Origin of the sequence: Nocardia noduli (genome assembly GCF_019038455.1) — a bacterium.
GTDB lineage: Bacteria > Actinomycetota > Actinomycetes > Mycobacteriales > Mycobacteriaceae > Nocardia > Nocardia noduli.
Genome location: NZ_JAFMPL010000001.1, coordinates 230,043 through 250,607, shown reverse-complemented (window position 1 = coordinate 250,607; position 20,565 = coordinate 230,043). Strand labels below are relative to the sequence as shown.

The following is a 20,565-nucleotide window of genomic DNA, read 5'->3' as shown; positions in this document are numbered from 1 at the left end:
CCGAAGCCATTACCTGCGGAAATGGAGTGCGAATTGCGTATGTTGTCGTCGACCGACGGGTCGAACGGAACAGATGACGCGAGCCCATCGACCACCAGTGTGTTCGACCTTCCCGACCACCTGTCCCACAAAGCCGACCCGACGCTCGTCGCCACCGACGAGCGGCATTTCGCCGCCATCGCGGAAAGTCTCGAGCGGTCGATCGCCGAGCTGACCCGACGCCTCGACATCACCCGCAAAGCGCCCGTCGGCGCGGGACAGGAGGCCGTGGAACGTGATGCGGAGATCTACCGGCTGACCTCGCGCCTGCGCTCGCTGCGTCGCTTCGGCGTGGACCTGTGCCTGGGGCATATGGTCCTCGCGGACAACCCGGAGCCGGTGTACGTGGGACGACAGGGGCTGCTGGACGACGCGGGAAATCAGCTGCTGATCGATTGGCGCTCCCCCGACGCCGAGCCGTTCTTCGGCGCGACCCACGCCAACCCCATGGGGCTCGTGCGTCGCCGCAGATATCGCTGGTCCCGCGAACGGATCAGCGACTACTGGGACGAGGTGTTCACCCCGGACGGATTCGAGAGCAATGCCGCGCTCGACGATCAGTCCGCGTTCATCGCCAGTCTGGGCGGCAACCGGTCGGCCCGGATGCGGGACGTACTCGGCACCATCCAGGCCGATCAGGACGCGATCATCCGCGCCGGGTCGCGCGGCGCGCTGGTGGTCGACGGTGGTCCGGGAACGGGCAAGACCGTCGTCGCCCTGCATCGCACCGCCTACCTGCTCTACTCCGACCCCGCGCTTCGTCACCGCGTGCTGTTCGTCGGCCCGCACGAGCCCTACCTGTCCTATGTCGCCGATGTGCTGCCCAGTCTCGGCGAGGAGAACGTGCAACTGTGCACGCTGCGCGATCTCGTCACCGAGGGCGCGGCGGCCACGTTCGAGACCGACCCGGAGGTCGCGCGACTGAAATCGTCCGCCGACATGATGAAGGCGATCGAAGCGGCCGTGAAGTTCTACGAGCAGCCGCCCACCAAGGGCATGACGGTCGCCACCGACTGGACCGATATTCCGCTGAGCCCCGAGGACTGGACCGAAGCGTTCGACGCGCCCGAACCCGGCACCCCGCACAACGAAGCGCGCGAGCGGATCTGGGAACTGCTCATCACGATCCTGATGGACAAGTACGACGGTGACACCTCGGCGGCGCAACTGCGGAACTCGTTGCGGCAGAACGAGGAATTGCGCGCGACCCTGGACAACGCGTGGACGATGATCGAAGCGGCCGACCTGATCGCCGACCTGTGGTCGGTACCCGCCTATCTGCGTAAATGCGCCCCCTGGCTCGCCCCCGACGAGGTCGCGAAACTCCAGCGCACCGACCCCGGACGGTGGACCGTGTCGGATCTGCCGCTGTTGGACGCGGCCCGCAGGCGGCTCGGTGACCCGACGGCGTCGCGACGCGCGCGCCGACACCATGCCGCGGTCGCCGCCGAACGCGAGCGCATGTCCAGCGTCATCGACGACCTGATCGCCTCCGACACCTACGCCGACGGCGAGGGCCTGATGACCCAGTTACGTCAGCAGGACCTGCGGGAGGTACTCGTCGACGAGACCGCGCTGCCCGGCGCCGAGCCCGATCAGCTCGCCGGTCCCTTCGCGCACATCATCGTGGACGAAGCCCAGGAGTTGACCGACGCGGAATGGCAGATGCTGTTGCAGCGCTGCCCGTCGCGCAGCTTCACCATCGTCGGTGATCGCGCCCAGGCCCGGCACGGATTCACCGAGTCGTGGCGCGAACGCCTGGAGCGGATCGGGCTGGACCGGATCGACGTGGCCTCGTTGAGCATCAACTACCGGACGCCGCGGGAGGTGATGACCGAGGCCGAGCCGGTCATCAGGGCGGTACTTCCCGACGCCAACGTGCCGACCTCCATCCGTAGCAGCGCCATCCCGGTCACTCACGGCTCCACCTCGGAACTCGGTTCGATCCTGGAAACCTGGCTCGCCGAACGTGCCGACGGAATCGCCTGCGTCATAGGCGATCCGACGTTCCGGGCGACATCGCGAGTCCGATCGTTGTCCCCGACGCTGTCGAAGGGACTGGAATTCGACCTCGTCGTTCTCGTCGAACCGGAAGCGTTCGGCGACGGCGTCGAAGGGGCGGTCGACCGCTATGTGGCGATGACCCGGGCGACGCAGCAACTGGTCATCCTCACCTGACAGCGTCGTGGGCGGTCTCCCCGGGGGCCGCCCACGGCCCTACTTCACGCGCGCGGGGTATCGCCGCGTAAACCGGCACCGAGCAGGTCGAACAGTTCCTCGACGACCTCTTCGAGGGTGTCGTCGCTGCGGTCGGTGTGCCACACGGTCAGCCCCGTGCGGACCACCGCGAGCAGGCAGGCCGCCAACAGGCGGGAATGACTGTCGGGCACGAGAGGGTGGCCGCCGCGGCGGGCGATGACGGCGGCGAATCCTTCCTCGAGTCCGGCGAAACGTTCGGCGAGGCTGCCGACCAGAATGCGGTCGTCGTGGAGCAGTCGCGCGGCAAGTCGCATCTGCTCGATCGGTGTCTCGCGGTTGATCAGTCCGTTCAGGGCGGTGCGGCGTACGGCGGTGAACGCGTCGACTTCGGGTGGCTGCTCGGCCAGTGCCGCCTCGAAGTGGGCGACCGCGGAGGCTCGGTCGCCGAACAGTACGTCCTCCTTGGCGGCGAAATGGGAGAAGAAGGTGCGCGGGGACACATCGGCGGCTTCGGTGATATCGGTGACGGTGGTGCCCGCGAACCCGCGCTCGGCGAACAGGCGCACGGCGGCGTCGTGAATCGCCTGGCGGGTCTGCAACTTCTTGCGCTCGCGGCGCGACAGGGCGACCGGATCCGACGCCGGGTCGATTTCTCCGGTATCGGGTGCGTGGACGGTTGTCGGTGCCGAGTCCATGGGGTGATGTCCTCCGAACGCTCATGTAAGTGCCGTCACTATCCTACTACATTCATTGCCTGTTTGCAGTGACTGCATTTATCGTGTGAGTACCGCTGAACTGGTCGACGTGGACCGACCCGATCCGGAATGTTCGTTCGGAAGGACTTCTTCGATGGCCACCTCTCTGTATCGCCTGGGGCGAGCGGCGTTCACGCACCGCAAGCGCGTCCTCGCCGCCTGGCTGCTCCTCCTCGTCGCCTTCGGCGGTCTCGCCATGGGCTTCGGCAAATCGACCGAGACCGCGTTCACCATTCCCGGCGTGGAAGCGATCGAAGCCGCCGACCTGCTCGCCCAGCGCCTGCCCGAAAGCGGCGCGGGCGGCGCCAGTGCCCGGATCGTCTTCGCCGCGCCACAGGGCCGCACCGTCACCGATCCCGCGTACCGGGACGGGATCGAATCCACGATCGCCGCCGCCGCTACCGGCGGCGCGGTGGCTCAAGTCTCCGACCCCTACCGCACCGGCGCGATCTCCCCCGATGGTCGCATCGCCTACGCCACCGTGACCTACCGCGGCGACGCCAACGCCGTCACCGACGCCGACCGCACCGCCTTGCACGCGGCGGGCGACCGAGCGGCTTCGGCCGGAGTGCAGGTCGAATACGGCGGTGAGGCGATGAACACCCCGCCGGGCAACTCCGCGGCGGAACTGATCGGTGTCGCCGTCGCGCTCGTCGTCCTCGCCGTCACCCTCGGCTCACTGCTGGCCGCCGGACTGCCGCTGCTGACAGCACTGTTCGGTGTCGGCACCGCCATGGCCGCGGTCACAGCGCTCACCGCCGTCATCGATCTGTCCAGCATCGCGCCCACCCTCGGCCTGATGATCGGACTAGCCGTCGGCATCGACTACGCGCTGTTCATCGTCACCCGCCACAAGGAGAACCTCGCCGCCGGACTCGACCCGCGTGAGGCCACCGCCCGCGCGGTCGCCACCGCGGGCAGCGCGGTCGTCTTCGCCGGAGCCACGGTGATGATCGCCCTCGCCGCGCTGTCGGTGGTCGGAATCCCGTTCCTGACCTCGATGGGCCTGGTCGCCGCCGGAGTGGTCGCGATCGCGGTGCTGATCGCGCTGACCCTGGTCCCCGCGCTGTTCGGCTTCGCCGGTGAACGCTTCGACCGGTGGCCGGTGCCCGGGATGGGCAAACGGCAGCAACGCCTGAGCACCGGCGACTCCTTCGGCACCCGCTGGGCCCGCGCCATCACCCGGCGTCCGCTGCCGGTACTGCTGGTCGCGATCATCGGCACCGGAGTGCTCGCACTGCCCGCGCTCGGGTTGCAACTCGGACTGCCCGACGACGGCACCAAAGCCGCCGACACCACCCAACGTCACGCCTACGATCTGCTCGCCGAAGGTTTCGGACCCGGCTTCAACGGCCCGCTGACCCTCGTCATCGACGCCGCCGACGGCGGCAATCTCGACGCCGCGAGTTCCGCGATCACCTCCGCGATCCAGAACACCTCCGACGTGGCCGCGGTCGTGCCGGTGCCCGCGAGCAGCGACACCGGACTGGTCACGGTCATCCCGCGCAGCGGGCCCTCCACCGAGGAGACCAAGGACCTCGTCGGTCAGATCCGCGGCCTGCGCGGTGAGATCGAGGACACCACGGGCACCCGCATCCTCGTCACCGGCAATACCGCCACCGGAATCGACATCTCCCAGAAACTCGCTTCCGCGCTGCCGATCTTCCTCGCGGTCGTGGTCGGGCTGTCGTTCGTGCTCCTGATGATCGCGTTCCGCTCGATCCTGGTGCCCCTCAAGGCCACCCTCGGCTTCCTGCTCAGCCTCGCCGTCACCTTCGGCGCGTTGGTCGCGGTATTCCAATGGGGTTGGGGCGCCGAACTTCTCGGCATCGACACCACCGGACCGATCATCAGCTTCCTTCCGGTACTGCTGATCGGACTGCTGTTCGGTCTCGCCATGGACTACGAGGTCTTCCTCGTCAGCCGCATGCGCGAGGACTACACCCACGGTGCCACCCCCGACGAGGCCGTCATCGGCGGATTCCGCCACGGCGCCCGCGTCGTCACCGCCGCCGCGCTCATCATGGGCTCGGTATTCGCGGGCTTCATCCTCGGCCACGACACCACCATCAAGAGCATCGGTTTCGCTCTGGCCATCGGTGTGCTGGTGGACGCCTTCGTCGTCCGCATGACCATCGTCCCCGCGGTCATGGCGTTGCTCGGACACCGGGCATGGCAGCTGCCCGCCTGGCTGGATCGGATTCTGCCGAACGTCGACATCGAAGGCGCGGGACTCGACACCGAAGCGCGAGCCGACACCGTGGACCGGCCCGAACTGGCCCACAGCAGCTAGCGCGTCACCTGTCGCGCACGAACCACGGAGTCCCGCACGGTATGCCGTGCGGGACTCCGCGCGTTCGGCCTCGTCCGCTGGACGCTAACCGATCGGCAGTGCGCTCGCGATCGGATGGTAGGCCCAGTTCAGCATGCGCTCGGCGTCGTTCTTCGCGACGAGTTCGCTGTGGGGCGAGCTGTGCAGGACCACGCCGATCATCGGGATGCCCGCCCGGACCGTCTCGAACAGAAGGCAGGTTCCCGCGGCGTCGGTGTATCCGGTTTTGATGCCGATGGCGCCCGGATAGTCGCGCAGCAGCAGGTTCGTGGTCTGCCAGAGGTGAGCGCGGTTGCCGGGGCCCTCGGCCACGTGATGGGTCCGCGCCCCGGCGATATCGCGGAACGCGGGCAGGCTCATCACACGCAGACCGAGGGTGAGCAGGTCCGCCGGTGTGGAATACGTGGAGTAGTCGGTGGGCGCGGGCAATCCGCTGGGATCGGTGAAATGCGTTCCCGCCAAGCCCATTCGACGCGCGGTGTCGTTCATCTTGGCGATGAATGCGTCCTGGCCGGGACCGTAGGCCTCGGCGAGGGCGTAGGCGGCGTCGCAGCCGGACGGCAGCATCATCGCGTACAGGAGTTGCCGCGCGGTGAGCACCTCGCCGGGGACCAGGCCCGCGGTGCTTCCGTCGTACTCGGCGGCGTAGGTGATGGCCTCGCGCGGCACGGTGACGGCTCGGTCGAGGTCGCCCGCATCGATCACGACCAGCGCCGTCATCACCTTGGTGATACTGGCTATCGGGACCGAGGTGTTCGACTGTCGCGACCACAGCATCGTGCCGGTGAATCCGTCCGCCAGCGCCCCCCCTGTCGCCTGCACACCCTCGGGCCCGGGGCTCGGCCAGGGCAGACCGACATGGGTGTCGCTCGCGGCGGGTGCGGCCGTCGCGCCATGACCGGCCCCCACGAGCACGAACCCGACGACGGCAGCCTGCAACAATCGAGCAAATATCCGCATGGCCGCATTCTGCCGTGCGACAGGGCCCACCAGCGGGATTTCGCCGGTCGAATCACCGCAGGTCGGGATACATCAGTCGGACGCGACACCAGCACCGGCCTCGCCGCCGCCCACAACGACAGATCTCGCCCAACTCTTCCCAGCTACCGGGACTCGGTGTTGGATATCCCCGCCAGCAAGGACTGGATCGCATCGGCGATCAATCGATCGTCGAGCGGATCGATCATCCCGTTGTTGGCCAGTGTCGCCAGGCCGTGCAGCGTCGCGAAGATCAGCGTCCCGACCCGTCGCACGTCGCCCGGCACCAGTTCACCGCTGGCCTGGCCTCGTTCGACCAGATCGCGGACCGGCGCGAAACTCGCGTCACGCGCCTCGACCAACGCGGCGGGGGCCTGCGAGAGATACCGGCTCCTCGACATCAGATCCACCATCGCCGGACTCTCGGTGGCGAAGCGGATATATCCGATCGCGACCGCGGTCAGCACCTCGGCGAAATCGCGCCCGTCGGGTTCGACCGCCTTGGCCAGCTCGGCGCCCAAGCGCTGCAAACCCACCTCGACGAGCGCGTCGAGCAGGGCCGCCTTGTCCTCGAAATGCCGTCGCGGAGAGCCGTAGCTGACCCCGACCTCGCGGGCGAGTTCGCGGAGCGACAACCCGTCGACCCCCGAGGTCCGCAGTGTCGTCTCGGCTTGCGTGAGCAGTGCGGCGCGAAGGTTGCCGTGGTGGTAGCGACGCTCGGACATGTTTGGCGATCCTACAATGTTGTCATTGACAGCATTGGCCGGTGCTGCCTATATTTCCCCGTGTGATCCGAGTCATAGGGCATGGGCGATCCCCCGCAGAGGATGCCGAGCCGTTCGAAGCCGCGCGCACGGTGCGCAGCTTCTGCCGGATCTGCACGTCGGTGTGCGGCATCGTCGTCGAGGTCGAGGGCGATGTGGTGACGCGAGTGCGCGGCGACCGCGAACATCCCCTGTCGAAGGGCTACACCTGCCCGAAGGGCCGTGCGCTGCCGCAGATGCATCACCACCCCGAACGAATCGAGCGTCCGCAGCTCCGTATCGACGGCGGCCTGCGCGACGCTTCGTGGGAAGCCTGTCTCGACGATCTCGGCACTCGACTGAAGGACATCATCGACCGGCACGGCCCCGAGTCGGTCGGCATCTTCTTCGGCACCGGCGTCGGCATGGACGCCACCGGAACCCGGGTGGCCGAGGCATTGCGGGCGGCGATCGGCACACCGGCCAAGTTCAGCCCGCTGACCATCGACGGCACGGCCAAACCGTTCATCGCCGATCTGGTGGGCGGATTCGTCGGCCTGTCGGGTCGGCCCGACTACGACGACGTCGACTTCCTGCTCCTCATCGGCACCAACCCGATGATCTCCCACGGTCACGCGATCGCCGTGCCCAATCCCACCGGCACGATCCGCGATATCGCCGCGCGCGGCCAGGTGTGGGTCATCGACCCGCGACGAACCGAAACGGCCCGATCGGCCACCGGCCACCTCGCGCCGCTACCAGGCACCGACCACGCCCTACTGGCCTATCTGGTTCGCGAAACACTGTGCGACGGCATCGATCCCAGCGTTCCGGTGCAGGGTCTCGACGAGCTCGCCGCCGCGGTCGAACCGTTCACACTCGAACACACGGCGAACTCGACCGACCTCGCGCCCGAGGATCTGACCCGTCTGCGTGACGCGGTCCGCGCGGCGGGCCACCTCGCCGTCGAGACCGGAACCGGCGTGACCATGACCGCCGACAAAGGCAATGTGACCCAGTGGCTGGCCTGGGTCCTGATGATTCTGACCGGATCGATGAACCGTCGCGGGGGTCTCTGGTTCCACCCGGGTTTCGCCTACCAGCTCGAATCCTTCGAGTTGCCCATCTCCGCACCGGACGGCTCGTTCGGTCCCGGTCCGCGCAGCCGCCCCGAAGCTCGCTCGTTCATGGGCGAATGGCCTTGCGCCACACTGGCCGACGAGATCGAGGCGGGCAATATCCGGGCGGTACTCAACCTCGGCGGAAGCCTGCTGACCTCCTTCCCCGACACCGCGGCCATGCGGTCCGCGCTGGGCCGACTCGAAGTGCTCGCGACGACCGAGATCATCGCCAACGACACGACGGCGCTGTCCACGCATGTGCTGCCCACGAAGGATCAGCTCGAACGATCCGACGTCACCATCTGGGACGCCCTCAGCTCGCGGGTCTCGGCCCAGCACACACCGGCCGTGGTCGCCCCCGTCGGTGACCGGCGATCGATGTGGTGGTTCCTGGCCGAACTCGGTCGACGGCTCGGTCACGACGTGGCCGATCCTGATCAGTCCGACGACACAGTGCTGGCGGGCGTGACGGTCGGCGGGCGACGCTCGTTCGACGAACTGACGCGCACCGGCTGGGTCGATGTCGGTCACGAATTGCCCGCCCCCTGGGTGACGCGCCACATCGAACGGATGGGCGGCTGGCGTTTGGCGCCGTCCCTCCTGGTCGACCAGTTGGCCACCCTGCGGCAGACCGCGCCGATGGTGCTGATCCCGCGACGCCAGATGCGACGGCTCAACGCCCAACTCGACTTCCTCGGCGACCGCCCGGACGTGCTGATCAATCCCGCCGACGCCGCCGAGGTCGGCGTCACCGACGGTGCCGCGGTCACGGTTCGTGGCGCCCACGGCGCGCTGACCGGCGTCGCGAAACTCGATCCGGCGATCCGCTCCGGCGCGGTATCGGTGCCGCACGGCTACCCCGAATGCAACGTCAACATGCTGACCAACAAGGAGGACATCGACGTGATGACAGGTATGGTGCGCTATTCCGGCGTTCCGGTGAGTGTGGATCCCGCATGACGAACACGAATCACCGCGTGGCGCAGTGGGCCACCGGCAATATCGGACTCAAAGCGTTGCGCGGAATCATCGAACACCCCTCGATGACGTTGGCGGGAGTGCACGTCTACGACCCGAACAAGGTCGGACGCGACGCCGGTGAACTCTGCGGACTCGACCCCGTCGGTGTCGCCGCCACCGGGAAACTGGAAGACGTGCTGGCGACGAACGCCGACTGCGTGCTCTACATGCCGCGGGTGTTCGATCTCGATGACGTGTGCCGACTGCTCGAATCCGGCTCGAACGTCGTCGCGACCTGCGGCGTGTTCCACCATCCCCCGAGCATGGACCCGGCGGTGCGCGACCGCGTCGAGGCGGCCTGCCGGACCGGCGGCACATCGGTGCACAGCACCGGAAGCAGCCCCGGCTTCATCTCCGAAGCCGTCCCCCTGGTGCTGACCTCCATCCAGCGCCGGTTGGACAAGATCATCATCGACGAGTACGCGGACCTGTCGCGACGGAATTCGCCCGAGATGCTGTTCGACCTCATGGGTTTCGGTCGCGACCTGGCCCCGTTCGAGCAATTCCGGGCCGACTATCTCGGCGCCAGTTTCGGCCCCTCGCTCCGCTTGATCGCCGACGCCGTCGGCCTGCCGTTGGACGAGGTGGTCGCCAGCGGCGAACTCGCGACCACTCCGCGCGAACTCACGATCGCCGCGGGAACCCAGAAGGCCGGATCCGTTGCCGGGCAACGTATCACCATCACCGGACTGCGTGAAGGCCGCGAGCTGATCACCTTCCGCGCCACCTGGTACACCACCACCGATCTCGACGCGACGTGGGAACTCGGCGACACCGGCTGGCATATCGATATCCAGGGCGACGCACCCCTCGACGTCACGCTGCGGATGCCGATCTCACTGGAACAGATGGCCGAGACCACACCCGCCTACACCGCCAACCGCGCGGTGAACCTCGTCGAAGCCGTCTGCGCCGCGCCCCCCGGTATCCGCTCGGTGCTCGAACTGCCCCTGTCCACACCGACCTTCGGCTGACGGCGACAGTCCAAGCGCTTCGCGATCGAAACAGGAGGTAGAGGTCGGCCCACCGCGCCGGCCTCTACTTCGTTCGCGTAAATCGAAGCCTGCCGAGCCGCTGCCCTCGATCGGGTCGACACATCATGGTCACGTTCCATCACTCCCACCTCGCTCGCCTCCGCCACCCCCGGCGCGGGGCGAAAACATCGGTCCACGCTCGCCACACGGTGTTCATGACCTTCCGCCAACTCGGAGTGGCTCTGATCGCTTACGTACCAGCAGGATACGGAACGTGCGACTACGGCCCAGGATGCCCGAAGGTTGTCGCCGTCAGGTCAGCGCGAAGGTCAGCAGCAGCGTCGGCGGGGCGGTGTCACGCCGCCAGGAGTAGCCGAACCACAGCCCCGGCGTGATCTCCCTGATCTCGTCGTAGATCTGCGGGATCGGCGACGAGTCGTAGTTCAACACCCACGTCGGCCTGCCATCGGTGATCGCGGGGCCGGTGTAGACATCCGCGCGGAATCCCTCGAAACCGGCCGAGGTCACCTGGTTCATCAGATACCCGCCGTCGCTTCCGGTGTAGAAGGTCTTGCCGGTCCAGAAGGTCGGCGCGATCGGATGTATCGCGGCGGGGCTCACGACCCACCCGTTTGTTACTCCCCTCGGCACCGATCCAGCGCTCGCGTCGGAGAAGATGGCGGTCTGTTGTTCGAGCGAGCACCACGACCGTAGGGAATCGATGGTGACCGACCTGTCGGCTGGATCGACGACGCAGCCGTCGCCGTAGTCCTTCGCGGGAACGGCTCCGGAATCTGCTGACGCCAACTGTGCTTCGATGGCGAAAGTCGTGGTGAAGGCCGCTGTGAGGGCCATCAGGAAGCGTGCTCGGTTCGTGCTCATATCTCGCATGTCGTGGTCGAGGTCGGTCATCGATGACATCTCCGGGTATGCCGGGGATCGACCGCCGCACGCAGGGATAGCCTGCGAAGTTGATCTTAAACGCGTACTCGCACCGACATTGTTCTCCGAATGTGGACCTGGGCATGGCTTCACACCGAGCCGGGAACCAGGGCATTGCCGCGTCGCGCGGGACCATCCGCCGGAGTCGACCGGCGATCACGGATGCGGCAGGGTTTCACAACGGCCTACAGGCACGTCGAGAGGAAAAATTCCTACGAGCGGCAGCGTTTGAGATCGTTTTCGCAGGATAACCGGGCGTGAAACGGAAGTCGTTCCCGGCAGCATGCGGAGATGATCTCGATGACCGAATACCCGAACACGACGTCCCCATCGCCCCGCGGCAGTGGCGATTCCTACGACAACATCGAGCCCTTGTTCGACGAACTCGGCGCCCTCGATGAATCGGACCCCCGACGCCGGGCGATCCGCGAAGAGATCATGCGGCGGTGTCTGCCCTTGGCGCAGAATATCGCCCGCAAGTTCCGGGGTCGCGGAATCGATGACGACGACCTGCGCCAGGTCGCCTACCTCGGGTTGGTCGGGGCGGTCGACCGTTTCGACCCCTCGCACGGTTCGAGTTTCCTGTCGTTCGCGGTCCCGACGATCATGGGTGAGGTTCGTCGTCATTTCCGCGACCAGTCCTGGTCGGTGCGAGTGCCGCGCGGCACCAAGGAAGTCCACGCCAAGATCGGTCCCGCGACCGAGATGCTGGCGCAGCGACTGGGCCGGATGCCGCGTCCGTCGGAGATCGCCGCCGAACTCGACCTCGACCGCGGCGAGGTCACCCACGCGCTGGTCGCGGCCAACGCCTACCGCGCCGATTCCCTCGACACGACCTTCCACGACGAGAACGGCGAAGGGTACAACCCCGTCGTGGCCCGTATGGGAGCCGAGGACACCTCCTACCGGCAACTCGAAGACGCGATGACCGTCCGGCCGCTGCTGGAAGCCCTTCCCGCCGAACAACGCCAACTGCTGGTGTGGCGGTTCTCGGAGAATCTGTCCCAATCCGAGATCGCCGAACGGCTCGGTGTCTCCCAGATGCAGGTCTCGCGAAAGCTGACGCGCCTGTTCACGCAACTGCGCGAGCAAGCCCTCGCCGACACCGAGCAGAAACCGGCCACCGTCACCCATATCCGCCGCCGTGTGGCCTGATATCGCGGTCTCGGATCGTGCCGCGCGAGGAGTTCAGATGATCGACAGTACCGAGAGCAACGAGATCGCCGCCAAGGCAGCCGTTCTCACCGAGGAAGAAGGCACGATATCGGGCGATCTCGATGTCACCGTCGACGACACCGGCAAAGGGCTGGTCCGCTATCGCGAGACCGAATCCTGGTACACCATCGGGAATTTCGATGCGGAACCGCCACGCACCTGGAAGACCGTCGCCGAACTCGCCGCCGCCGTCGAAGCCGAGGCGAACACGCGCGACGCCGCCGGAAATACCGTGCCCTTCCAGGCATGAAGCGCGCGTGTTTGCCGGACCGACCTCCGGGTAGCCACCTGAACAGGACCGCGCGCAGTCGGCGCGCCGGTCACACGTGGCGGAAACGAGGCTGTCCATGAGGTTCATCGGCGCGATTCTGTGCTCGACCGCCGCGGTGGGCGCTTCTCTGACCGTCCCCGCCGCGGTAGCCACCTCCGCGGTGCACTGCACCGCCGAATTCGGTGCCGACGACACCGTCGTCGACGGTGATACCGGATGCCGCGCCGTCGGTGACGAAGCAGGACAGGCCCATTCGGCCGGATACGGCGGCGTCGGCTACGCTCGCGCGACGCTCGGCGCGTCGTCCCTCGGGGTCGGCATAGCAGGTGGTGTCGGAGCCAGCGAGGGATCGGGCGGTGTTCCGCTCGCGTTGGGCTTCGGTCCCGACGCGATGGCCTCGAGTTCGGTAACCGACGACGACCCGACCGACGGAGCGGCGAGAGCGGTGGCGATCGCGTTCTTCGGTTCCCGCGCTCAGGTCGGCGCGGTCGAGGGCTCGGTGCAATGCTTGGGTGCGGGAGCGATCGCCTGGGATGAGGGCACCGGGGCCACGTGCGTGGGGACACCGTTCGGAACCTGGGCGTCACTGCCGCGATAGCGTTCACCGCGCGATGCTCGCGCTTCGGAGAGCGGTGCCGATCGTGGTCGCCACAAAATCCGACGTACAGGCGGATGTGCGAAATTGCCTGAAGGTCCGACCGAATGAGGTCTCGAAACGTCGGCGGGGCATGAAATTCGGACAGTTGGAATCTCCGTTTCACCGCACAACCCAACCCTGTGATCAATTTTTGCCGGAAACTCGCGGCAGCGCTCGAATGGATCGGTTTCTGCTCGACCACAGCAAACGCGGTATCTGACGGTGGATATGATTCAATTCTGTACCTTTATCCATCTAGAGACGAACTTTTCATGTCACCCATTTCGGACATCGCCACTCGTGTAGCTCAGGTATGTTCTTCGGCAATATGATTCACTGCGATTCGCGGCTCGACAGCCAGGCGAGACAGCGAAGGGTCGGCACCGGGCAGAACATTCTTCAACAGGCAGGCGTTTAGCGCAGCAAATCATCAGTGACTTTTATCGCTACTGCGAGGAAGATCGACTGATAGCCACCTATCCGCAATTGATAAAGAGCGGATAAGGCGGCACAACAGCCCAGAACGGTTGTTGCCCCGAAGTCTCCCTTGGAGGTTGCGGTGACAAATGGTGCCGCGTCGACCGAGACGTCCGTTCGGGTGGAGCACTGCGACCTCTGCATCGTCGGAGCCGGCATCACCGGGGTCAATGCCCTGTTCGTCGCCAGTCGGTACATGTCTCGCTCGCAGAAGATCATCCTGATCGATCGCCGTGATCGTTCCGGCGGTATGTGGGTCGACACCTACGACTACGTGCGGCTCCACCAACCGCACGGCCTGTTCACCGCGGGCAACATCGAATGGACGCTCGGCCGGGATCGCTCGTACCTGGCAACGAAGGACGAGGTGCTCGCCCACTTCGACCACTGCCTCGAGGTTGCGAAGCAGCGAGTACGGGTGGATCCGTACTTCGGCTGGGCGCTGGAGTCACATCACGAGACCGACGGGCTCGTGCGGCTGCGCTGCACGTCGTCGGACGGCCGACTCATGGTTGTAGAAGCGACGCGACTGATCAAAGCCGGCGGATTCGGGGTTGTGCCCAACGACCCGCTCGAGATCTCCAGCTCACGTGTCGTGTCGGTCTCACCCGACTTCTGCGACATGAAAGGGGACGAGATGCGGGCCAGCGACGCACCCGTGTGGATCGTCGGCGGCGGAAAGACCGCGATGGATACCGCTCACGCGCTGATCACGGAATACCCCGGTCGGGAAGTAAACCTCGTCGCGGGTTCGGGCACATTCTTCTCGAGCCGCGACCGTCTGTTCCCTACCGGCGGCCGACGATGGTGGAGCGGCACACTGACTTCCGGAATTTTCACGGAACTGGGTCGGCGCTTCGACGGGACCAACGAGGCCGATATCGCAACCTGGCTGCGCACCACCTACGGCACCTGGCTGACCCCCACCACGGGCAACTTCCTGCTGGGCATACTGTCCGAATCGGAGAACGAGACCATCGCCGCGGGCCTGAACGACGTGATCATGGATCACCTCGTCGACGCCGTCGACCGCAACGGCGATACCGACCTGGTGTTCCGTAGCGGATCGACGAAGACGATTCAGCCGGGCAGCTGGATAGTGAACTGCACCGGATACCTCCTGCGTCACGATCTCCCCTACGAGCCCTACGTTTCCGATAGCGGCGCGGTCGTCTCGGTGCAGCCGCGCTCCGCCACACACCACCTGACGTCGTACATGGGCTATTTCCTGACCCACCTGCTCTTTCTGGACAAACTCGGGGAGATCCCCCTGTACGAACTCGACGCTGCGGCCCTGAAGAAGAAATCGAACGCGGCATTGCCGTACGCGCTCGGATCGCTGACCATGCACAACCTCAGTCTGATCGCCGACAGTGTCCCGAACAAAGTGTTGCTCGACTGCGGACTCGACCTCGATCACTGGTACCCGCTGCCGCGCCGGATGATCGGCACAACGCGGTTCCTGCTCACCCACCATCGCGGACGCGAACACCTCCGCCGGACCCTGGACACCGTGCGTGAACGATTCGATATTCGCTGCGGCCCACTGAGTCACGGGGTAGCCGTCGGCTCCTGAATCCGGGGCGCTGCGCCGGGTTCCAGTCCGTAGTGCAGGATTACCCGCGAGCCGGTTGCTGTGTCCGGCAGCCGATCCGGGGAGTGCGATGACCGTGCCGACAGTCGAGAGCCTGCGCCATCGGCTGTCCGAGGCCTTGGCCGAGTATCTGGTAGAGAGTCGTGAGGATTCGTCGGAAACCTTGCTCGTCTTTCACGATAGCGACGAGATCCGTCTGTGGTCCGAGGACGACACCGTTCGGGCGGAAATCGACACCGCTCAGGGCGGCCCGGAGATCTGGGTTTTCGGACCGGGTCGTGACGACGTGGAGGACTTCCTCGAAACCGCCCTGTGGGTCGTAGCCCCGGAGGAATGATCAGCCTCGCGCCCGTGGACGCGCCTGCTTCCACGCGCGCACCGCGTCGATGACTCCGGTCAGGCTGCGCGACGGAGTGATTCTGTCGCAGAATGGAGGCAGAAGTTGGCCATCGCCCGATCCGCGATGAACGAGGCCTCGCTGATCATCGCCGCTGTCGCCTGATCGTGTCGCAGCCCCTCTCACGGCTCGCCAGCGTTCCGAATGTCGCGGTGACACAACAGCCTTCTCCACATCTGCTGCCGAGCCATCGACGGCCGCAATCTCGTTCCGAAACGAGTTCCAGATCATTACCCTGGACAAGTGGGGGACAATGATCTACCGGGTGCCATGGATGCGTCGAGTCTCAGGTCACCTCGTGCAGGAGACGAGACAGCAAAGGTCATGATCACCGTCAAGACCTACCCGAACCCGAGCGAAACGTACGGCGAGACAGTCTGTGTCGCGGGTGTCAGGCTCGATCGAGGGCACCTCGAATGGATACGTCTGTATCCGGTGAAATTCCGCAGCGCGGACTTCGACAGGAAGTTCAAGAAGTACGAAATCCTGCGCGTGAACGGCACTTACCAACAACCCAACGACAATCGTCCCGAGTCGTTCCGCCCGCGCCAGGACGAGCTCGAGCATGTGGAACTCTTGGACACCGGCGGCAATTGGCAGCGGCGGCGCATGAACCTGCACGGTCTCATCGGCGCCACCACGATGTGCGGGCTCGTCGCACAGAACCCCCTCGGCGGCATGGGCATCCCGTCACCGTCACTCGGGCTGATCAAACCGACCGACATCGAGGTCAGCGTCGTCACCGGAAATGCCTGGTCCGCAGCAGAACAGGCGAAAATAGACAAGGCGTCGGCCCCGGACTTGTTCGGCACCTCTCTGAAGCCGCTGGAACCGGCCCCCTACGCCGTGCGATACAGGTACCGCTGCGAGGCTCCGAAATGCCGCGGCCACGACCAGAAAGTACTCGACTGGGAGGCGGGACAAGCCGGGCGAAGGTGGCTGAAGTCCAACGGAGACATCCGAGCGCGACAGATGCTCCTCGAGAAATGGCGCGACACGATGCTCTCCCCCGACCGCGACGTCCACTTCTATGTCGGCAACCAGAACCAACACCGTCGCTCCTTCTCCGTCCTCGGCGTCTGGTACCCGAAGACGGAGCTGGCCTTGTTCTAGACGTGCACCACCGCGGCGTTGGGGCGGACTTCCAGAAGTCGATGCACGACGATGTCGCGGTGGCACTCGGCGTGGTCGTGCTCGAAGCACAACAGCGCCACAACGCCACCGTCGAGAAGCTCGGACACATGCGCGAGGGCATCGGTCGCTGCGGCGCTGTCGAGAACCTCGCGGTACCGGGCACGGGACTCCGGCTCACCGGCGCGGAACCCCTCCCGATTACTTTTCGGGTTGCCGAGCGCGCGATGGTGAACGTAGTCGATACCCACTGCGGCGAGGGCCTCGCTGAGTTTGGTCTTCGACAGTCCCGGCTTACGGCTCAGCGGGGTCAAGCGTACGTCGACCAGTACCCGCACCTCCTGCTCGACGAGCTCGGCGACGAGGTCACCAACCGTCTTACCCTCGTAGCCGATGCTGACCAGAGTGTCCTCGGCGACGGGCTCAGCGGCGGTGTCGGAGGTTCCCATGGGTCCCAATGGTGCATCAACAGCCGTGGGCCGGGGCGACAACCCCTCGATACGACGGGCACAGGGATCGAACGGCCAGGACATCCCCCAACCCGATCGCCGAGATCTCTCGATCTCGGCGGATATCGAACCATCCGTCACTGTCGACCATCCCGGGGCCGCGGGCCTCGACGCCGAGGCTCTGGCTGCCGATCCTCCCGCGCGATCCGGTCGGTGATGTCATCGACACTCGGCCCGCTGCGCTTCGACGGCCAGAACACCACCCACAGCAGCACGAACAGCGGCACCCCGATCGCGACCGCGTACCCCAACATTGCCCACTCCATGACGCTCACAGCCCGGTCCCCTCGCCCGCAGCCGACGGCCGGGTGTGCCCCGCCCCGTAGCCGACGTAGCGCACCGACCCGAATAGGCTGTGCAGATCGGCCACACCCGTCACCGCACGCTCGAGACCGTGCACATGCTCGAAACTCTCGACGACAACAGCGTGAGCACCGAGAACATTCACCCGCTCGAGCAATCGGAACACCCACCCCTGTTCGCCGGGGTCGATCGTCAGGACGTCGGCGATCGACACGCCGTGCTGGCCCGCGATCCGGTCGAGTATCGGAAGTTTCGCTCCGATGTCTTCGGTCAGATCCACACTGACCACTCCCACAGCATCCACAAGCCCACGCCTCCAGTCCGATTCGAACGGCACCCGCCGCCGGAGCCCTCGCCCACGCGGGCCGGTGGTGTGCACCGGATGAGTAAGCGGCGCGGTGTCGACCCGGCAGCGGGCTCGAATCCAGCCTCTCGGTCGCAGGTACTCGAGACCAGCGCGCGAAACACACGCTGCCGATACGATTCCGATACAAGCGATTTCGGGCGAGGGCAGGGGGCTGGATGATCGTCAACACGTGGACGGCCGTCGAAGTTCGGGCACTGCGCGAAGCGGCGCTGCGCATGACTCGCGAGCAGTTCGCCGAACGCCTCGGCTGGGCGACGTCGACCGTGCAGAAGTGGGAACACGGCGGCTCGCGCGCTGTCCTCGGCGACCGGGCCGCCACACTCGATACGACACTCGCCGAGCTGTCCTCGGAACAACTCGCGCGCTTCACAGCCGCGTTGACCGAAGCAGAGTCGGACCGAAGCAGGCACTCTGGAACTGCGGTCGCGACCTCTACGACCGATGAGGAGGACGACATGCGACGGCGCACTCTCGGCACACTCGCACTCGCTGCCGCCGCGACGAGCCTCGCCCCGGCCCGCGTCGGCGGAAGCGACGCCATCCGTTTGGAGGGGATCGCCGCCGAGCTGAGCGCGGCCGCCCAACGATCGGGGGGTGCGGGCCTGGTCGGTGACGCACAAGCCGCGCTCGACAGAGGGCTCGCGCTACTGGACAGTGGCACCTTCGATGGTGATACCGGCCGGATGCTCATGTCCGCTGTCGGTCATCTCGCCACGACCACCGGTTGGTTGGCCTACGACAGCCACCAACATGCCCTCGCCCGCCGATGCTTCACAGAAGCCCTGTCCTTGGCGGCTACCGCGGACGATGACGGACTGATCGCACGCGCGTGCCTCACCGCCTCGTCGCAGCCGATCTCGCTGGCCCGTAACGGGCAAGGCTCCGCCTCTCGTGCACTGCCGCTGATCAGCCGTGCCGCCGACGCCATGCACCGAAAGCCGCCGTCGCGCATCCATGCATTGATCGCCGTCAGGGAAGCGTCCGCACTAGGCGTCCTGGGAGACCGTGACGGTTTCAGTCGAGCCATCGCTACGGCGTGGCGAGAGTTGGAGCGCGCCGAACAGTTCGAACCGATCGGTGACTGCCCAGCGTGGCTGAGGTTCGTCACCCCGCAAGAGGTCCGCGGGCACGAAGCCCGAGGCTGCGCCGATGTCGGCAGACATCGCGCGGCCCTCGCCCTCTTCGAAGTCGCGGTGACCGAGCACGCCAGCCCCGGCAACACCGCGAACACATGGGCGTGGGCTGCGTCGGGCCGCGCCCGAGTCGGCGATTTGGACGGCGCGCTGGAGGGAGGTACACCAGTGCTCGAGCAGTTGGAATCCGCGGTGACTTCTCCCCGAACCGTGACGGCGCTGAGGCCAGTGCGACGAGCAGTGCGGAAACTTCCCGCCGCATCCGAATTCTGCGCGCGATTCGACGCACTCGAGGCCGAGAAGGTGACCACGTGATCGAGTTCCGGCGCTACAACTCAGTCGAGGCGCGCGAAATCCGAGACACGGTGCTGGACATCTTCACTCGGTCATACGTCGATGCGATTGCGTCGGGGGATCCGTTCGAGTCGGCGGACGCGTTCGGGAAGCGATTCGACGCCTACACCCGGGGTGCCGGTTTCGATCTGGTGGTCGCCTACATTTCCGATATCGCTGTTGGACAGTCGTGGGGCTGGCCGCTGGGGACGGAATCGGCATGGTGGGGCGGGCTCGAACTCGATGACGCCACCATTGACCGAGCTGAATTCGTTGCCGAAGACGGAAAACGTACCTTCGCACTCAGCGAGATCATGGTCGACGCCGATCACGCCGGGAAGGGGCTCGCTCACAGCTTGCACGACGAATTGCTTCGTCCGCGTGGTGAACAGCGAGGAACATTGCTCGTTCGGCCGGACAACGAGCGCGCATATGCCGCCTATCGGCGTTGGGGCTGGTCGCGAGTCGGGACGCTGACCCCGAGGTGGGACGACGCGCCGACCTTCGATGCGTTGGTACGCGCACTGTCCTAATCTCCCAGCTTGGGAGAAGCTCTCCGCGGTGCAACCGCCCCGAATCAACGCCGTCGCTGTGATGACGACTTCGAGGGGAGCCACGATCGCGCGAACGCCCACCGGCAACGCCGGTACACCACCATCTGCCACCGATCGAAAGCGATGAAATGCCGAACCAGCCATCCGATGAACCTCCGCGACTGCCCGGTATGACAACGGCGGAAAAGGATCTCGTCCATCATTATCTGCGCGCGGTCGATCTACTCGGGCGGATGAACCCCTCACTGGAGCCGGGACCGATTCCGACCAGTGCGTACCGTCATTCCGCGCAGGCCCTCATCGCTACCGCAAAGGATATCGACGCGGCGATCACGAGAATGATCGAGCGCGGCGAGGACCACCTGTTCGCACCAACGCTCACCTCCGCGATGCTGCGGCTCGACGCCGAAAAACGTTCCAGTCGAACAGCGATACAGCAGCGGTTTCCGCCACGGATGTGAAAGGGCGTTCGAAGGTCATGTGGGGTCGCCTCCACCATGTCGACGGACTCGCACTCGAGTCACGCACCCAGGGGCACCGG

General features: G+C 66.0%; 19 protein-coding genes. 13 read left to right on the top strand and 6 right to left on the bottom strand.

Annotation, left to right across the window (positions count from 1 at the left end):
• The first annotated feature begins 39 nt into the window (after positions 1-39).
• The gene (helR, locus tag JZ792_RS01275) at positions 40-2,217 is read left to right on the top strand and encodes an RNA polymerase recycling motor ATPase HelR (protein ID WP_216906158.1); all 2,178 of its coding nucleotides are present in this window, start codon (positions 40-42) and stop codon (positions 2,215-2,217) included.
• 44 nt (positions 2,218-2,261) lie between these two features.
• On the opposite strand, the gene JZ792_RS01270 is transcribed toward helR, so the two are convergent.
• A complete protein-coding gene (locus JZ792_RS01270) occupies positions 2,262-2,933 on the bottom strand; it encodes a TetR family transcriptional regulator (protein ID WP_216905807.1) in 672 nt (223 codons plus the stop codon).
• A 154-nt stretch (positions 2,934-3,087) separates the two neighbouring features.
• On the opposite strand from JZ792_RS01270, the gene JZ792_RS01265 reads away from it, so the two are divergent.
• Positions 3,088-5,286, top strand: coding sequence for an MMPL family transporter (locus JZ792_RS01265; protein ID WP_216905805.1), 2,199 nt, complete (start codon positions 3,088-3,090; stop codon positions 5,284-5,286).
• Between the two features lie 84 nt (positions 5,287-5,370).
• Here JZ792_RS01265 and JZ792_RS01260 read toward each other — a convergent pair whose 3' ends face one another.
• A complete protein-coding gene (locus JZ792_RS01260; RefSeq protein ID WP_216905802.1) occupies positions 5,371-6,285 on the bottom strand; it encodes a D-alanyl-D-alanine carboxypeptidase family protein in 915 nt (304 codons plus the stop codon).
• A 143-nt stretch (positions 6,286-6,428) separates the two neighbouring features.
• Positions 6,429-7,028 carry a TetR/AcrR family transcriptional regulator gene (locus JZ792_RS01255; RefSeq protein WP_216905800.1) on the bottom strand — a complete coding sequence of 200 codons (600 nt, stop codon included), beginning with the start codon at positions 7,026-7,028 and terminating at the stop codon, positions 6,429-6,431.
• A 62-nt stretch (positions 7,029-7,090) separates the two neighbouring features.
• Here JZ792_RS01255 and JZ792_RS01250 point away from each other — a divergent pair, with 62 nt between their 5' ends.
• Positions 7,091-9,127 (top strand): molybdopterin-containing oxidoreductase family protein, encoded by a 2,037-nt coding sequence (locus tag JZ792_RS01250; RefSeq protein ID WP_308165098.1) that lies wholly within the window; start codon positions 7,091-7,093, stop codon positions 9,125-9,127.
• Entirely contained in the window at positions 9,124-10,161 is a 1,038-nt protein-coding gene (locus tag JZ792_RS01245) for an NAD(P)H-dependent amine dehydrogenase family protein (protein ID WP_216905798.1), read from the top strand. The genes JZ792_RS01250 and JZ792_RS01245 overlap by 4 nt, the downstream gene beginning before the upstream one ends.
• A 312-nt stretch (positions 10,162-10,473) precedes the next feature.
• Here the strand turns inward: JZ792_RS01245 and JZ792_RS01240 are convergent, their stop codons facing one another.
• Positions 10,474-11,043, bottom strand: a complete 570-nt coding sequence (locus tag JZ792_RS01240; RefSeq protein ID WP_216905796.1) for a hypothetical protein — start codon at positions 11,041-11,043, stop codon at positions 10,474-10,476.
• A 351-nt stretch (positions 11,044-11,394) separates the two neighbouring features.
• On the opposite strand from JZ792_RS01240, the gene JZ792_RS01235 reads away from it, so the two are divergent.
• The 6 genes from JZ792_RS01235 (at position 11,395) to JZ792_RS01210 (ending at position 16,807) form a co-directional block, all read left to right on the top strand.
• Positions 11,395-12,258 carry a SigB/SigF/SigG family RNA polymerase sigma factor gene (locus JZ792_RS01235; protein WP_254189087.1) on the top strand — a complete coding sequence of 288 codons (864 nt, stop codon included), beginning with the start codon at positions 11,395-11,397 and terminating at the stop codon, positions 12,256-12,258.
• Between the two features lie 37 nt (positions 12,259-12,295).
• On the top strand, positions 12,296-12,568 hold the full coding sequence (locus JZ792_RS01230) for a hypothetical protein (RefSeq protein ID WP_216905794.1): 273 nt from the start codon (positions 12,296-12,298) through the stop codon (positions 12,566-12,568).
• Between the two features lie 97 nt (positions 12,569-12,665).
• Complete coding sequence (locus tag JZ792_RS01225) at positions 12,666-13,187, top strand: DUF6764 family protein (protein ID WP_216905792.1); 522 nt, start codon at positions 12,666-12,668, stop codon at positions 13,185-13,187.
• 712 nt (positions 13,188-13,899) lie between these two features.
• On the top strand, positions 13,900-15,279 hold the full coding sequence (locus JZ792_RS01220; RefSeq protein ID WP_254189086.1) for an NAD(P)/FAD-dependent oxidoreductase: 1,380 nt from the start codon (positions 13,900-13,902) through the stop codon (positions 15,277-15,279).
• Between the two features lie 88 nt (positions 15,280-15,367).
• Positions 15,368-15,634, top strand: a complete 267-nt coding sequence (locus tag JZ792_RS01215) for a hypothetical protein (protein WP_216905788.1) — start codon at positions 15,368-15,370, stop codon at positions 15,632-15,634.
• Positions 15,635-16,018: 384 nt separating this feature from the next.
• The gene (locus JZ792_RS01210; RefSeq protein ID WP_216905786.1) at positions 16,019-16,807 is read left to right on the top strand and encodes a DUF8757 domain-containing protein; all 789 of its coding nucleotides are present in this window, start codon (positions 16,019-16,021) and stop codon (positions 16,805-16,807) included.
• Here JZ792_RS01210 and JZ792_RS01205 read toward each other — a convergent pair.
• Positions 16,804-17,274, bottom strand: a complete 471-nt coding sequence (locus tag JZ792_RS01205; RefSeq protein ID WP_254189085.1) for a DUF488 domain-containing protein — start codon at positions 17,272-17,274, stop codon at positions 16,804-16,806. The two genes, JZ792_RS01210 and JZ792_RS01205, sit on opposite strands and share 4 nt — an antisense overlap.
• Positions 17,275-17,605: 331 nt before the next feature.
• Entirely contained in the window at positions 17,606-17,926 is a 321-nt protein-coding gene (locus JZ792_RS01200; RefSeq protein ID WP_216905781.1) for a hypothetical protein, read from the bottom strand.
• Positions 17,927-18,159: 233 nt separating this feature from the next.
• Here JZ792_RS01200 and JZ792_RS01195 point away from each other — a divergent pair, with 233 nt between their 5' ends.
• From JZ792_RS01195 to JZ792_RS01185, 3 genes are all read left to right on the top strand, one after another.
• The gene (locus tag JZ792_RS01195; RefSeq protein WP_216905779.1) at positions 18,160-19,452 is read left to right on the top strand and encodes a helix-turn-helix domain-containing protein; all 1,293 of its coding nucleotides are present in this window, start codon (positions 18,160-18,162) and stop codon (positions 19,450-19,452) included.
• Positions 19,449-20,003: a GNAT family N-acetyltransferase gene (locus tag JZ792_RS01190; protein WP_216905777.1), complete on the top strand. Its 555-nt coding sequence runs from the start codon at positions 19,449-19,451 to the stop codon at positions 20,001-20,003. The genes JZ792_RS01195 and JZ792_RS01190 overlap by 4 nt, the downstream gene beginning before the upstream one ends.
• A gap of 191 nt (positions 20,004-20,194) precedes the next feature.
• The gene (locus JZ792_RS01185; protein WP_216905775.1) at positions 20,195-20,485 is read left to right on the top strand and encodes a hypothetical protein; all 291 of its coding nucleotides are present in this window, start codon (positions 20,195-20,197) and stop codon (positions 20,483-20,485) included.
• The last annotated feature ends 80 nt before the right edge of the window (positions 20,486-20,565 follow it).

Coding starts and splice junctions, on each gene's coding strand:
- helR (WP_216906158.1), top strand. CDS start 40: ATGTTGTCGTCGACCGACGGGTCGAACGGAACAGATGACGCGAGCCCA.
- JZ792_RS01270 (WP_216905807.1), bottom strand. CDS start 2,933: ATGGACTCGGCACCGACAACCGTCCACGCACCCGATACCGGAGAAATC.
- JZ792_RS01265 (WP_216905805.1), top strand. CDS start 3,088: ATGGCCACCTCTCTGTATCGCCTGGGGCGAGCGGCGTTCACGCACCGC.
- JZ792_RS01260 (WP_216905802.1), bottom strand. CDS start 6,285: ATGCGGATATTTGCTCGATTGTTGCAGGCTGCCGTCGTCGGGTTCGTG.
- JZ792_RS01255 (WP_216905800.1), bottom strand. CDS start 7,028: ATGTCCGAGCGTCGCTACCACCACGGCAACCTTCGCGCCGCACTGCTC.
- JZ792_RS01245 (WP_216905798.1), top strand. CDS start 9,124: ATGACGAACACGAATCACCGCGTGGCGCAGTGGGCCACCGGCAATATC.
- JZ792_RS01240 (WP_216905796.1), bottom strand. CDS start 11,043: ATGAGCACGAACCGAGCACGCTTCCTGATGGCCCTCACAGCGGCCTTC.
- JZ792_RS01235 (WP_254189087.1), top strand. CDS start 11,395: ATGATCTCGATGACCGAATACCCGAACACGACGTCCCCATCGCCCCGC.
- JZ792_RS01230 (WP_216905794.1), top strand. CDS start 12,296: ATGATCGACAGTACCGAGAGCAACGAGATCGCCGCCAAGGCAGCCGTT.
- JZ792_RS01225 (WP_216905792.1), top strand. CDS start 12,666: ATGAGGTTCATCGGCGCGATTCTGTGCTCGACCGCCGCGGTGGGCGCT.
- JZ792_RS01220 (WP_254189086.1), top strand. CDS start 13,900: ATGTCTCGCTCGCAGAAGATCATCCTGATCGATCGCCGTGATCGTTCC.
- JZ792_RS01215 (WP_216905788.1), top strand. CDS start 15,368: ATGACCGTGCCGACAGTCGAGAGCCTGCGCCATCGGCTGTCCGAGGCC.
- JZ792_RS01210 (WP_216905786.1), top strand. CDS start 16,019: ATGATCACCGTCAAGACCTACCCGAACCCGAGCGAAACGTACGGCGAG.
- JZ792_RS01205 (WP_254189085.1), bottom strand. CDS start 17,274: ATGGGAACCTCCGACACCGCCGCTGAGCCCGTCGCCGAGGACACTCTG.
- JZ792_RS01195 (WP_216905779.1), top strand. CDS start 18,160: ATGATCGTCAACACGTGGACGGCCGTCGAAGTTCGGGCACTGCGCGAA.
- JZ792_RS01185 (WP_216905775.1), top strand. CDS start 20,195: ATGACAACGGCGGAAAAGGATCTCGTCCATCATTATCTGCGCGCGGTC.